Raw genomic sequence first — 15529 nt, 5'->3', positions numbered from 1 at the left:
TGAATTATTTGATAATCACTTTTTGAGTCTTTTGCTGACTGTTATTTTGAACGATCACAACATAAACTCCACTAGTTAATGATGAAGCATCAATGCGGCTTTCAAGGTGTGTTTTATCAAGCTTAGTACTTAATACTTTTCTGCCTTGGATATCATAAAGGTTAAAAACAGTGTTCTCTTTTAATTGTCCGTTAACGACTATTTCTTTAGATGTATTTAAAGCGTATATAGTTAAGTTGTCAAGATTGTTGTCTATAGTTGATAAAGCCTCTTGAGACGTTCTTAAGAAGAAACGACCCGTTCCAGATAATGGAGTTGAAGGTGTAATTACATAGTCAGTGTTATTTAATAAGGTAATTGTATTTTCTACTCTATCTTCAAGATATACATTAACAGAAGCTTGTAAAGTCATTTCAGAAATGCTAAACCTTAATTGTTCTCCTTGGTTTGCATTAACACCTAATGAAATACTAATGTTTGATAGCTCATTATGATTAACAGCTTGTAACGCCATTGCTTTACCATTGTTTTCTTCAATTAAGTGAGAATAGATTGCGAAATCAGGAGCAGTTTCACCCCAAATAGCAGCATCATATCCTGCATCAAATCCAGAACTTGCATTGTTGTTAAAGTAGATATCAGTACCATAAGACTTATTAGCAGTACTTAAATCTAACTTCACATATGTCAATTGTGCATTACGACCTACAATGAAATCATCACTAGAACCCGTTCTTCTCATATCAGGAGAGAATTCTAGATCATAACCAGCAGTTTGAGCAGCATTAGCACTGACCATGAATCCTTGACCAGGAGCAATAACAGTAGACGGTAAAGTAGTAGCAAAGTTGTAAATAGTCCAACCATTACCATGACTACCATCATAACCATATATAGCTTCCGTACCAGTATCAAAAAGTTGAATGTTAGTTGTGCCATCTCCTAAATCATGAGCAAGGAAATCCCAAACATTTAAATAAGAAGGATAAGGATTACCAACTAAGTTCCATATAGCATTATTAGATCCAGCGTTAACAAGGTCGTTAGTCACAACGCCATTGTTAGCTGTACCAGTAAATGTAAAAGTATCATTATCAACAGAACCAGCTCTGTATCCAACACCAGGATCAAGTGTAGATGTTTCAGTATCAGCCCAAGTAACATATTGACCAGTTACTTTTTCAAAAGGACCAAATAAATACAACGTACCACCAGCATTGGTTAGAATATTAGGGTTTGCAGCGGCAAATGTATTAAAAGGTTGTCCTGTTAAAGGAGCAGAAACTAAATCGTTACTACCAGTTGTTGTACCAGAACTAGCATTAATATTCACATGACGTTGGTAAGTCATGGTTCCATCTACAGTTCCATCAAGAATTAAACTAGAGTAACTCGTAGAACTAGATTCTAAAGTCAATCCATTAGTTGCAGTGAGCGTTATTCCAGAATTAACAGTAAGACCAGCGCCAGGATTAACCGTTACACTATTACACGTTGTATTAGACCCAATCACAGCATCACCAGATTCAATAACGATATCATCACCAGCAGTAGCTGCTCCATTAGGATCGCTAGGAGACCAAGTGCCATTAAAAGTAAAAATTATAGGAGCAACATATGCTGCGCCTGGCGTACCACCATCATAATCTCCAGAAGAGACCCAACTTCCACCTAATGCATTATCAAAGGCTACATCAATTAGTTCTAATGAAGGGCCATTACCATCTGCAGCCGTTGGCCAAGGAGCACCATCATCGTATGTTACAGAGTCTACAGTTGTATTTGCGCCACTTGGTTCAAATACAAGTGCGATTGTAGCACTACTATTCCCAAGATTATTAGTATTGTCAGTTGTAGCAGCAGGAGTAGCAATTGCACTAACATCTGGTGTAAAAGGATTATCGTTATTATAAGTGCCATCACCATTGCTACCAAGTGCAATTGTTAAATAGTCACCTGCAGTAATCAAAGTTCCTGTAAAATCAAAAGTATTAGAGCCGTAACTCAACTGCCAATCACCATCTAAAGTAATATCAGCACCTGATGCATTATAAATTTCAATCCATTCATCATCAAAACTAGTTGAGTTATACATGATTTCAGAAATCACGATATCGCCAGGTAATACTACACTGCCGTCATTATCTTGAATAGTTAATTCAAATGAATTGTTTGCTCCAACAACTGCAGCATCACCTCCACTCACGTTTTGAATTTCAAAAGTAAGAACCTCAGTAGATTCTTCAATCATATCATCAGTAATAGTTATTGTAAGACCTTGGTTTGGGCCTGGTCCTGCTGGGAACGTTATTGTTTGCGTTGTATAAGAATTAACATCGGCAGCATCACCAACAGTTAAAACCACATCAAAGGTTGTGTCATTTACAGCATCCTCATTTAGAACTTCAAAAGTAAGGTCAATAGTTCCTACATCTTCAAAAACTGAAGCTGAAGTTGATGTTAATTGAACTGAAGTATTTGTTGCACCTTCAATCACAAGAAACTCAGAAACATCATAACCATCTCCACCACCATTTTCAAAGAATTCAAAACCAACTTCTAAAGTACTTGCGCCAGATACATCTAAACCAATGATAGAATAATTGACAGGGTCACCATTGCTTGATGAAATGTTTGCAGCATCTACTCTAGAACCACCATCTATTATGTAGAAATAGTTGAAATTATTTTCATTAGCACCAGAATTCACACCAGTAGCAGAGATATCAACTGTGTTAACTCCGGAAACATCAATTAATTGACTGGTAAAAATACCTTGACCTCCCCAATCATCACTTTGTAATTCTCCCAAAACAACTTCAAAAGTATTATCTGACCCATCTGTTCCTGGTGTTGTATCATAAGATAAAGACCATGCGTTTGGTGCAGTTCCAAAAGGTCCTGCAGAAGCTGGTCCAGCAGCTGGAGGAGAACTTGATGTATGCGCTGCGAATCCATCACCATCATTAGAAAAATCTGCATCATACAACGTCCCTTCTATAACAGGCTCATCATTCTCTAGAATAGTTAAATCAAAAGAAGAATTTGTTCCAACTGCAGCAGTATTTCCACCTGTAACGTTTTGTATTTCAAAAGTTAATAATTCGTCAGCTTCTTGTAAAGCATCATCAGTAATAGTAATTGTTACGGTTTGGTTTGCTGAAGTTCCAGCAGGAAATGTAACTGCTTGCGTCGTGTATGAGTCAATATCTGCAGCATCACCTACAGTTAATACAAGATCAAATATTGTTGCATTAGTTGCATCTTCGTTAGTAATTGAAAATTCTAGGTCATAAGTGCTAGAGTCTTCTGCAACAGATGCAGAAGTACTAACGAGCTCAACACTAGTTGGTAAAGCACCTTCTTGTATTAAAATATCTGTAATGTTCCATTCTTCAGGTCCTGAACCTGCAGCTGCATCATAATAAAACGCTAGGTATGCAGTTCCAGTAATGCTGGTAGCATCTACTACAGTCACAGAATCGGGAGATGTACCAAAACCTGTTGATGTATTGTTTGGGTTAAAAGTTAAAGGAATCCATGTTGCTCCAGTCGGATCACCATATCCAGCATAATTTGTGGAATAGAATAATTCAAACTCACCAGCATCATTGATAGCATCTCCATGTTGTTCTGAAGTAGTTACTGCAATGTTTTCATTGCTAGTCAAGTCAAAATCAATACTAAAACTAGAAATCAACCAATCAATATCATCTGGATTTGGAAAACCGTTCATTGTATATGCTCCAGCTGCGCAAGTCCAAGAATTGTCAGCTGCTTCACTATATGGAGTCCATAATGCAGTGCCACAATTAGTGAAATCTTCAGAATAAGGTAATGCAATTGTAGGAGGTGCATCATTGTTTGTTATTGTTAAATCGAAAGACCCATTTGTACCAACACCTGCGTTGCTTCCTCCTGACACATTTTGAATTTCGAAGGTTAAAGTTTCATCAGCTTCAAAAACAGCATCATCAGTAATTGTTAATTCAACAACTTGATCTGCGGCTGAGCCTCCAGGAAAAGTTACTGTTTCTGTAGTGTAGCCATCAATATCTGCATTGTCTCCACTTGTAAGTACCACATCAAAACTTGTTGCTGCAGCATCTTCATTTAGTATTGTAAACTCTAATTCAAAAATACCATCACCTTCTGAAATTGAAATTGAAGTTCCAGTAAAAAGGACTTCGGTGTCAGTAGCACTTCCTGTTATAGTAAACGCTACCGTTGAGATAGGTAATATGAGGTTACCATTTGAAGATTCGATTTGCCAATTATCTGTATCCATAATAAGAGGTAAATAATCAGCAAAAGCAGATTCACTACTGATAGATCCAGTATACTCATAACCGTCTCCATCATCATCAAAGTTCAGAAAATTTGTACCTTCAGTAAGACCAGTTCCTGTAAGTACAGAGCCACTGATGTCGTTTGCAATACCTGCTAAAAAACCAGGTGTAGGCATTACAGAAGCACTAGGTTCACTTAATAAAGCGAATAATTCTTCATTACTAGCTCCTAAATTTGCTCCACCACCAGATACAGCTCCTATATTTACAGTGGGAGAACTACCATTAGTGTTTTCAATTAAGATTACTGTTCCAGCTAGAACTGCACTCGTATGTGACCATTCAATTTCCCCTTCATTTATGTTATTAAATGAATCTCCATCCCATTCATTGTCTGTAAACCAAATAGTTGTGTTAGCTGGAATGTCAACTAAAGTAACAAAAGCAAATTCGTCAGTTCCATCAGCATTAAATGCTGTAAATGCGATATCGCCAGGACTTGTTTGTGCAAAGCCAAAACTTGTCATCGTTAAGGCGAGTAAAAGTGTGTAAATTTTTTTCATAATATTTAAATAATTTGTTGTGTTGTTAATAGCAATAACAAGCTATAAAGATAATGTAAAGATATTTATGACGGTATTTCAGATATTAACAAATGTTTAAATTATAATGATATTAACAATGTTGATGGTTAGGAATAACAATAATTGGAAGTCAGATATCTTCAATATTCAAATTTTAAGAATATTTGGTAAACCAATAGTAGTCTAAGTTGAATTGTTGTTGTTTTTGATTTGAAGCAAAAAAAAAGTACACTTAATTTAAGTGTACTTTTTGATGTTAAACAGATGTGCAGTTTAGTTAATAACTAATTTTTGTGATTTTTGCTGTGAGTTGTTTTTAACATTCACAATATAAATTCCACTATTTAAACTAGAAACATTAATACGGTTTTCAAGATTTGTATTATCAAGAGCAGTACTTAATACTTTTCTACCTTGAATATCATAAAGACTCAAAACGGTACTTTCTTTTAATTGTCCGCTAACCACGATTTCATTAGATGTGTTTAAAGCGAAAATATTTAAAGCGTCAAAAGAATTTTCTATGGTTGATAATGCATCTTCAGAAGTTCTTAAAAAGAAACGTCCAGTTCCAGATAAAACTGTAGTTGGAGTCATCACATAATCTGAGTTATTTAACAATGTTGAAGTATTAGCCACAACATCATCAAGATATACATTTATAGATTCGGGCAATGTCATATCAGCAATACTGAAGGTTAATTGTTCTCCTTGATTAGCATTCACGCCTAATGGAATTGTAACATCGCTCAAGTCTGAAGTGTTTAAAGACTGAATAGCTAATTCTGATCCTATATTGTCTTCGACAAGATGAGAGTAAATAGCTAAACTAGGTGCAGATTCACCCCAAACTTTAGTGTCATATCCTGCATCAAGACCTAATGAGGAATTAGTGTTGAAATAAAAATCAGTTTTATAGTTTGATGTATTAGTACTTAATTGGAGCATTAGATATATAAGCTCTGCATTTCTTCCAGCTATAAAGTCATCTGTTGAACCAGTTCTTCTCATATTTGAAGTGAATTCAATATTACCAGCACTTTCAGCTGCAACAAAGAATCCTTGACCAGGAGCAATTACAGTTGTCGCAGTAGAATTAGAAAGGTTGTATATTGTCCAACCGTTAGAAGCATCACCATCATAACCATAAATACCAACACTTGTTTCGTCTAATAAGGTTCCATTTGTAGTATTGTTTAAGAAGTCTTCAACGTTAATATAAGAAGGATAAGGATTACCAATAAGATTCCATTCAGTAAATTCAGAACCAGAATCCATAATTCCTACTGTTTCAGTTCCTGCAGAAAAAGTTCCAGAAAAAGCTAGAGTAGTACCAGAATCGGTAGCAGCTCTATATCCAGTTCCATTTGTAATTGTTTCAGATGATGCATCTGTATAGTTTTCATAACTTCCAGAAGTTTTATCAAAAGGAGCAAATGCATATTCAGTTGGGCCAACATTACCATCATCTAAAAGAGCAGCTCCATTATCAGTTAAAAAACTAGCCCAACTTTGACTTGCCACTGGAGAAGAAATTAAATCATTTCCATTAGCATTTGAGTTAACAAATCTATTATAGGTTGATGTGCCACTTCCGCTAACAGTATTTGGTATCACACTTGGATAGCTAGTACTTGTTGATGTTAAGTTTAAAGTTCCATCATTATTTAAGTTTCCAGAAACCGTTACATTACTAGTTGAAGGAATATTTAAAGTACTTCCACTTTGAATGTCTAAATATGGTATAGTAATGTCTCCAGAAGAGGTAACAGTACTGCTTTCAGTTATTGTATATAAGCTATTAAATTCTAATGAATTAAAAAATAAGTTTCTTTGACCAGCTCCACCATCACCATTGCTGCCAGCACTTGCGTTATAAAATCTAATATTCTCAATAGTTCCTGGACTAATACTTCCAATTGTTCCACTTTCTGTACCAGAAAGACCTCCTGATCTAACCGCTGTCCATGAAACATCTGTTGCGTTTTGAGTAAATGTAAATGTAATTACCGTATTAGCGTCATAAGCATTTCCGTAGAGTCCAGAAGTTCCTGTAATATTATATTCATCACTTCCTACATTAAAATTTATAATCGTAGTATTTGAAGAGTTTCTTAAATCGAAACCTTTGTTACCATCTCTGTAGTTAATACCAACAGATACTACAAATGAATCGCCTTCTTCAAGAGATTTAGGCATTGTGGTTGCAACTCCAGAATATGCACTAGCGTCACTATTGGCATATAAAGCAAATGAATTGCTGCTAACATCTAATGCTCCAGAAAAAGAACCAATAAAACTTCCGTAAAATCCACTGCCTCCACTATTGTCAAAGGTCCAATCACTAAAACCAGTGCCTAGATTAGTAGTTCCCCAACCACCTCCATAATTGTTTGCGTCATCATCTCCGACAGAAAACACATCTGTTCCTAATTGAGCGTAACTACTAAAGCTTGACAATAGAATTGCTGTAAATAAAATGTATAATTTCTTCATAATAAGATTAATTAATTTTAAACTAGTTGAGGTAAATATATAAAAGTTTTTATACAAGCTTTATACGAAAACGTTTTCGTGTTAATAAATTAATAAAAAAGGATTAATAAATTATTAATGTCGTAATGAGTTGTTTTTTAACAAAAAAACGCACTACAATTGTAGTGCGCTTTAATAATTTACTTAAAGTGTAAGTTTATTTAATAATCACTTTTTGTGATTTTTGCTGACTGTTATTTTGAACGATCACAACATAAACTCCACTAGTTAATGATGAAGCATCAATGCGGCTTTCAAGGTGTGTTTTATCAAGTTTAGAACTTAATACTTTTCTGCCTTGGATATCATAAAGGTTAAAAACAGTGTTCTCTTTTAATTGTCCGTTAACGACTATTTCTTTAGATGTATTTAAAGCGTATATAGTTAAGTTGTCAAGATTGTTGTCTATAGTTGATAAAGCCTCTTGAGACGTTCTTAAGAAGAATCGACCCGTTCCAGATAATGGAGTTGAAGGTGTAATCAGATAATCCGCGTTATTTAATAATGTAATTGTATTTTCTACTCTATCTTCAAGATATACATTAACAGAAGCTTGTAAAGTCATTTCAGAAATGCTAAACCTTAATTGCTCTCCTTGGTTTGCATTAACACCTAATGAAATACTAATGTTTGATAGCTCATTATGATTAACAGCTTGTAGCGCCATCGCTTTACCATTATTTTCTTCAATTAAGTGAGAATAGATTGCGAAATCAGGAGCAGTTTCACCCCAAATACTAGCATCATATCCTACATCAAATCCAGAACTTGCATTGTTGTTAAAGTAGATATCAGTACCATAAGACTTATTAGCAGTACTTAAATCTAACTTCACATATGTCAATTGTGCATTACGACCTACAATGAAATCATCACTAGAACCCGTTCTTCTCATATCAGGAGAGAATTCTAGATCATAACCAGCAGTTTGAGCAGCATTAGCACTGACCATGAATCCTTGACCAGGAGCAATAACAGTAGACGGTAAAGTAGTAGCAAAGTTGTAAATAGTCCAACCATTACCATGACTACCATCATAACCATATATAGCTTCCGTACCAGTATCAAAAAGTTGAATGTTAGTTGTGCCATCTCCTAAATCATGAGCAAGGAAATCCCAAACATTTAAATAAGAAGGATAAGGATTACCAACTAAGTTCCATATAGCATTATTAGATCCAGCGTTAACAAGGTCGTTAGTCACAACGCCATTATTAGCTGTACCAGTAAATGTAAAAGTATCATTATCAACAGAACCAGCTCTGTATCCAACACCAGGATCAAGCGTAGATGTTTCAGTATTAGCCCAAGTAACATATTGACCAGTTACTTTTTCAAAAGGACCAAATAAATACAACGTACCACCAGCATTGGTTAGAATATTAGGGTTTGCAGTGGCAAATGTATTAAAAGGTTGTCCTGTTAAAGGAGCAGAAACTAAATCGTTACTTCCAGTAGGACCCGAACCATTGATATTCACATGACGTTGGTAAGTCATGGTTCCATCTACAGTTCCATCAAGAATTAAACTAGAGTAACTCGTAGAATTAGATTCAAGAGTTAAACCATTTGTAGCAGTAAGTGTCACACCAGTATCAACCGTTAGGCCTGCTCCAGGGTTAATTGTTGTACTATTACATATTGTGTTAGAAGAAATAGTTGCATTACCTGATGTAATTAGAATATCATCATTAACAGTGGAAACACCATCTGGATTTCCATAACCATCCCATGAGCCATTAGTAAAAGTGTATGTGTTTGGTGCTAGAGTAGGACAGGTAACCGATAATTCAAAAGTTCCAGTATTACCAACATTCCATCCTTCAACTGAAATGGAATATGTAGTGCCATAAACTGAATTAAAAGTGACTTCAGCTTCATAAGTCGAATTACTACACTCATCATATCCTTCAGCAATATTAGTCAGATTTCCTGACGTTCCAGTAAAAATAATTATTTCAGTATCAAAACTAGTATTTGCGCATGTTGATAAAGTAACTGGGTTCCCTGTTCCGATAAAACTGAACCATACATTTGGAGAATCATTATCCGTATCTGTGTCAGGTTCTATGATGCTTACATCTGGAGCGCCTACTTGATCAATTGTTGCAGTGGTAGTGTCGCCAGTATAACTGTTCCCACATGAAATAGGTATTGCATCAGCGAAATTGTCATTAGCTAGAAGTGTTGAAAAATTGATAGGTCCAGCCCAATTACTATTACCATCAGTATCACAATCTGCTCTTAGATACACTTCATAAGCAGTAAGAGGTTCAAGTGTGTTATTTGTAAATGAATTAGTGGCTATGGCAGTTCCTGACCCAGTAGGAATACCTGTGCCAGCAGTTTGCACAGCAATTTCCCAATCCGTTTCAGATCCACCTGCATTCCAAGAGACGTCAGCAGATGTTCCGCTAATATTAGACACAATGATATTATTTGGTGAAGGACAAGGTTCACAAGCTTCAACTCTTAAAAAGTCAATAGACATATCACCTTGATAACTTGAACCAGAACCAGTATTACTAAATTCTACATATATAATTTGACCTAAATAGGCATTTAGGCTAATTCCTACAGGTACCCAAGCTGCACCTTCAGAGTTTTGTAATTGTCCGTCTTGTGTAAAGATGGTAGTAAAAGGACCAGAAACAGAGTTTGATACTCCTACATTTAGTATTCCCATTGCTGAACCATAGGCATGTAAATAAAATGATAATTCGGCATCATCTACAACTGAAGTTAAGTCTATAGCTGGACTTATCGCAGAAGCTGTAGCAGAAGAATTACCAGATGCTTCATATTCTAAATGCATTCCATTGCCATTATCAAATGAATTTGATGGTCCGGTTTGATTTGAATTGGTATTTGCATTAGTAATGTCCCAATCTCCATTATCGCCACTAAACCCTGTTCCTGTCCAACCGGCTGGCGGATCGGATTCAAAATTTTCAGTAAAAATATAACTAGAAGATCCTGCAGAGCAAGTAACTCCTTGTGGTGATCGTAGTGGTGTTGTGAAATTAACTGGTCCAGTCCAAAGACTAAAGCCATTGCTGGTATTAGAACAATCAGCTCTTACATAAACTTCGTATGTTGTTGATCCATTTAATGTGTTGTGAGTATAAGAATTTGTAGCAACAGTAGTTCCAGATCCAACAGGAGTACCTGTTCCTGCTGTTTGTATAGCAATTTCCCATCCAGTTTCAGTACCTCCTGCCGTCCAGCTAATGTTTGCAGAGGTAGAAGTAAAGTTATCAATTGTTAAGCCGTTAATGTTTGGGCATGGTGGTGGAGTTCCTTGAACTAAAACATTATCAAATGTAGTAATTTCATTATCAGAATCGTTATCAACTCGAATTCTAATCTCGAGCGTGTTACCAGAAAGGCCATTTTGACTCACCACAAGGTTAAAGTCGTTATTTAAATTACCGTTTGTAGTAGCTGTTATCCATGCGCTACCATCAATACGATATTGTGTTAAAAAGGTGTCAGTATTATCATTATTACCTGAGGTTGAAGCATCAAACGAGAAACTTACGTTGTTGTAGCCAGCAATAGGTATAGATGGTGATAACCAAAAGGCATTTCCATCGGTGTCCTTAGCAGAAAACGATTCGTTGTTGACATAGAAGTAATCTTCATTGCCTCCAAAAAAGTTAGCGCCAATGTTAGCAGAAGAAACATCAATTGTCCAATTTATTCCTGATAAGTCAGTATTTGTTCCGCCAAAGGCAGCTCCAATTATACCTTTTCCATTTTGTCCAGTAAAGTTTTCTTCATAAATGGTTACTTGGGCAAAGCCAAGCATCGTAAAGCTTAATGCTAAAAGTAAAAAGTAGATTTTTTTCATGGTTAACATAATTTTGGTTAAAGTTCATTTTTTTTACTGTAGGGATATGACTAAGTTATTCATTGTCAATGTGTAAAATGAAAATTTTCCGTTGAAAAGTCATTTTATCAGTATTAGAAGTTTTTTTTTCGTTTAAAAGCTTTTTTGTTAGACGATTGTAATTCAGTGCTTTATGTTATTTTGGTTTAGTTTTTATAATTGGATAAAAAAAATCGCACTATTACTAGTGCGATTTTTAATGATTTTAAAGGTTTGAAACTATTCAAAAGGATTTCCACCTGGATCAGGAGGAGAAGATGCTTGCGCTTGTTTAGGGTTTAATATTATAAATGTTCCAATAGCTGTTAGCGCAGCATACTTACCCATTTTTTTAAGGGCATCCTTTCTTGTGATGTTATCCTGTTTTTTATTTTCTTTCATTTTTCTTGAATGTTTGAATTATTTGATAACCACTTTTTGAGTCTTTTGCTGACTGTTATTTTGAACAGTAACAATGTATACACCTCCATTTAAATCAGATATGTCAATACGGTTTGTAAGATTTGAATCATCAAGTGTTGTACTTAATACCTTTCTACCTTGTATGTCATAAAGACTTAAAATAGTATTTTCTTTTAATTGACCGTTAACGACTATTTCTTTAGAAGTGTTTAAAGCGAAAATAGTTAAGTTATCAATATTGTTGTCAATAGTTGATAAAGCCTCTTGAGACGTTCTTAAGAAGAATCGACCCGTTCCAGATAATGGAGTTGAAGGCGTAATTACATAGTCAACGTTATTTAATAATGTAATCGTGTTTTCTACTCTATCTTCAAGATATACATTAACAGAATCTGGTAAAGTCATATCAGAAATACTAAACCTTAATTGTTCGCCTTGGTTTGCATTAACACCTAATGAAATACTAATGTCTGATAAATCAGTATGATTAAGAGTTTGTAATGCCATTGCTTTACCACTGTTGTCTTCAATTAAGTGAGAATAGATTGCAAAATCAGGAGCAGTTTCACCCCAAATACTAGCATCATATCCTACATCAAATCCAGAACTTGCATTGTTGTTAAAGTAGATATCAGTACCATAAGACTTATTAGCAGTACTTAAATATAATTTCACATATGTCAATTGTGCATTACGACCTACAATAAAGTCATCACCAGAACCTGTTCTTCTCATATCGGGAGAGAATTCTAAATCGTATAGAGGTACATTTGTTACATTTGCACTTACAAAAAATCCTTGTCCAGGAGCAATTACTGTTGAAGCTGTCGTATTCGCTAAGTTGTAAATAGTCCAATCATCTAAAGCATTTCCATCATATCCATAGATAGCTGCTGTTTCAGGTTTAAATAATGCAAGGTTAGAAACACCTACACTAACTTCATGGTTAAGAAAAGCATGAACATTAAGATAAGAAGGGTATGGGTTACCAACAAGGTTCCATTCTGCTTCAGCAGGTTCAGGAGGGCCATAATTTTCAATATTATAACTTACAATTCCAGAGTTAGCAACACCAGTAAATGTAAATGTTCCATTATCACTAGAGCCTGCTCTGTAACCAACTCCTGCATTTAAGGTTGCGGTTTCAGAACCAGCATATAAAAGGTAATTAGCTGTTGTTTTGTCAAAAGGACCAAATAAGTATAAGGTTCCGTTATTTAAAATATTAGGATTAGCTGTAGCAAATGCATTAAAAGCTTGCCCTGTTAATGGTGCGGATATTAAATCGTTGCTCCCTGTATCTCCACTTCCATTAATATTTACGTGTCGTTCATAAGTTAAAGTCCCAGTAACTGTCCCATCAAGAATTAAACTTGAATAACTTGTAGAACTAGATTCTAAAACTAACCCATTTGTTGCTGTAAGGATTACTCCTGAATCAACCGTAAGACCAGCTCCAGCATTTACTGTTACTGAATTTACAGTAGTATTAGAATTAATACTAGCATCTCCAGAAGCAATTACAATATCATCTCCAGCAGTAGCAATTCCGCTTGGATCACTAGGTGACCATGAGCCACTATAGGTATAGGTTACTGGTGCAGGAGGTGTACAGATTACTGATAATTCAAAAGTTCCAGTATTACCAACATTCCATCCTTCGACTGAGATAGAATAAGAAACGCCAAGAACTGAACTAAATGTCACTTCTGCTTCATAAGCAGCTCCACATTCATCATAACCTTCAGCGATATTAGTTAAACTTCCTGAGGTTCCTGTAAAAACAATTATTTCAGAGTCATAACTAGTATTTGTACAAGTCGATAAAGTTACAGGGTCACCTGTACCAATAAAACGAAACCAAACATTTGGAGAGTCATTATCAGTATCAGTGTCAGGTTCAACAGTGCTTACGTCTGGTGCACCTGCTTCATCAATTGTAGCAGAAGACGTATCACCAATATAGATATTTCCACATGAAATAGGTGTTGCGTTAGCAAAATCATCATTAGCAGGTCCAGTAGTGAAATCTACAGGGCCAACCCAGTTACTATAGCCATCAACCATTCCGCAATCTGCTCTTACATAGACTTCATATGCAGTAAGTTGTGATAAACTTGATGCGATATATGGGTTGTTGTTTGTTGTTGCTGTGCCAGCTCCACCAGGAATGCCTGTTCCATCAGGCTGTACTACAATTTCCCAATCGGTTTCGGTAGAACCAGCTGTCCAGCTTATGTTAGCAGATGAAGCTGTATAGCTATCTATGGTTAAACTAGTGATATCTGGGCATGCAGCTAGAGTTGTAAAATCTATAGGTCCAACCCAGTCACTATAACCATCAACCATTCCACAATCTGCTCTTACATAAATTTCGTATGCTGTAAGTTGTGTTAAACCTGTAGCATTATATGGGTTATTATTTGTTGTTGCTGTACCAACTCCACCAGGAATTCCAGTTCCATCAGGTTGTACTACAATTTCCCAATCAGTTTCAGAGTCACCTGCATCCCAAGTTATATCTGCAGTTGTGCTGCCAATATTTGAAACAACAATATTGTCTGGTGTTGGGCATGGTGGGTCACAAGCTTCAACTCTTATGTAGTCAATTGACATGTCACCAGTATAGTCTGTGCCTGAACCTGTATGTCTAAATTCGATATATATAGTTTGACCAACATAAGCACCTAAATTAACTCCAAAATGCGTCCATGCATCTCCAGCTGCAGTTTGTATTTGTCCGCTTTGAGTAAACAAAGTTGTAAATGGCCCAGAGGCAGAATTTGATACACCAACATTTAGTGTTCCCATAGCTGCTCCATAGGCATGTAGATAAAATGATAATTCAGCATCATCTACTGTAGAAGTTAGGTCAATAGCAGGACTAATAGCCGAAGCTGTCGCTGATGAATCACCAGAAGCTTCATATTCTAAGTGCATGCCACTACCATTGTCATAAGCAATAGATGGTCCAGTATTATTTGAGTTAGTATTAGCATTTGTTATATCCCAATTTCCATTTGTACCACTAAAACCTGTGCCAGTCCATCCGCTTGGTGGATCAGATTCAAAATTTTCAGTAAAAACAAATGAAGAGCTTCCGCTTGAACAAGTAACACCAATAGGAGGTCCACTATAAAGAGGTGCTGAAATACTTACCACAATATTTGACCAGTTTGCACTAGAACCAGCATAAGATTGGTTTAATGTAATCTCAAGAAATCCGTCAATACTAGGGTCATAACTTCCGCTAGGCAAAGTACCACTAAAAGTCAGCGTTGTAGAAGCAAAACTATCAAATGAGCCAGAAGAGGGTGGGTCAATAGTAACACTTCCAGCAGTTGTTGTTAAAGTAAGATCAGCTTCACTAGAATAAGCATCGCTAACATTTACCCAGTCTGCTGTGACTGTAAAGATTTCATACGAATCAGTGGGAACTGCTGCAGTATTTCCAACAGTGTTTATTGATAATGTTACTGGCGAACCTTGAGCTACATTTTCTGGACCTAAAATAGTGGCAAAGTTATGCTGTGCCTGAGTTTGCCATAACAAGGATAGCATTGTAATTAATAAAAGCGTAGTTTTTTTCATAATAAGATAGATTTAATATTAGCAATATGTAGGGAGGGTTAAATGTAAAGGTTGTGTTTTATACCTCAAAAAATGTTCTATTAAAGGTTGTTTTATTAGTTAAGCGTCAAGTTTTTAGATATTTATGCTTTTGTTTTATTTAGTAAGTTGCATTTTTTTGATTTTATTTTATTTCGATTTGTTATAGAATTACAACTATACTCACATTAATTGTAGTATTACTAAAATTTTAAATT

5 protein-coding genes are annotated in these 15529 nt (G+C 35.6%); all 5 read right to left on the bottom strand.

Annotated elements, in window-relative coordinates; all coding sequences use genetic code 11:
- Nucleotides 1-4: 4 nt before the first annotated feature.
- On the bottom strand, nt 5-4852 hold the full coding sequence (locus MUN68_RS13880; protein WP_272792381.1) for a lamin tail domain-containing protein: 4848 nt from the start codon (nt 4850-4852) through the stop codon (nt 5-7).
- A gap of 294 nt (nt 4853-5146) precedes the next feature.
- Nucleotides 5147-7369 carry a T9SS type A sorting domain-containing protein gene (locus MUN68_RS13875; RefSeq protein ID WP_249997449.1) on the bottom strand — a complete coding sequence of 741 codons (2223 nt, stop codon included), beginning with the start codon at nt 7367-7369 and terminating at the stop codon, nt 5147-5149.
- Nucleotides 7370-7565: 196 nt separating this feature from the next.
- A complete protein-coding gene (locus tag MUN68_RS13870; protein WP_272792380.1) occupies nt 7566-11261 on the bottom strand; it encodes a fibronectin type III domain-containing protein in 3696 nt (1231 codons plus the stop codon).
- A 258-nt stretch (nt 11262-11519) separates the two neighbouring features.
- Nucleotides 11520-11681, bottom strand: coding sequence for a hypothetical protein (locus MUN68_RS13865; protein ID WP_249997409.1), 162 nt, complete (start codon nt 11679-11681; stop codon nt 11520-11522).
- Between the two features lie 18 nt (nt 11682-11699).
- Nucleotides 11700-15293 carry a T9SS-dependent choice-of-anchor J family protein gene (locus MUN68_RS13860; protein ID WP_249997408.1) on the bottom strand — a complete coding sequence of 1198 codons (3594 nt, stop codon included), beginning with the start codon at nt 15291-15293 and terminating at the stop codon, nt 11700-11702.
- Nucleotides 15294-15529 lie beyond the last annotated feature (236 nt).

Source organism: Psychroserpens ponticola (genome assembly GCF_023556315.2).
GTDB classification, from domain to species: domain Bacteria; phylum Bacteroidota; class Bacteroidia; order Flavobacteriales; family Flavobacteriaceae; genus Psychroserpens; species Psychroserpens ponticola.
This window is presented reverse-complemented; position numbering and strand designations above follow the sequence as displayed.

Bases quoted from the DNA above. Each gene is read 5' to 3' on its own strand.
- MUN68_RS13880 (WP_272792381.1), bottom strand. From the start codon at position 4,852: ATGAAAAAAATTTACACACTTTTACTCGCCTTAACGATGACAAGTTTT.
- MUN68_RS13875 (WP_249997449.1), bottom strand. From the start codon at position 7,369: ATGAAGAAATTATACATTTTATTTACAGCAATTCTATTGTCAAGCTTT.
- MUN68_RS13870 (WP_272792380.1), bottom strand. From the start codon at position 11,261: ATGAAAAAAATCTACTTTTTACTTTTAGCATTAAGCTTTACGATGCTT.
- MUN68_RS13865 (WP_249997409.1), bottom strand. From the start codon at position 11,681: ATGAAAGAAAATAAAAAACAGGATAACATCACAAGAAAGGATGCCCTT.
- MUN68_RS13860 (WP_249997408.1), bottom strand. From the start codon at position 15,293: ATGAAAAAAACTACGCTTTTATTAATTACAATGCTATCCTTGTTATGG.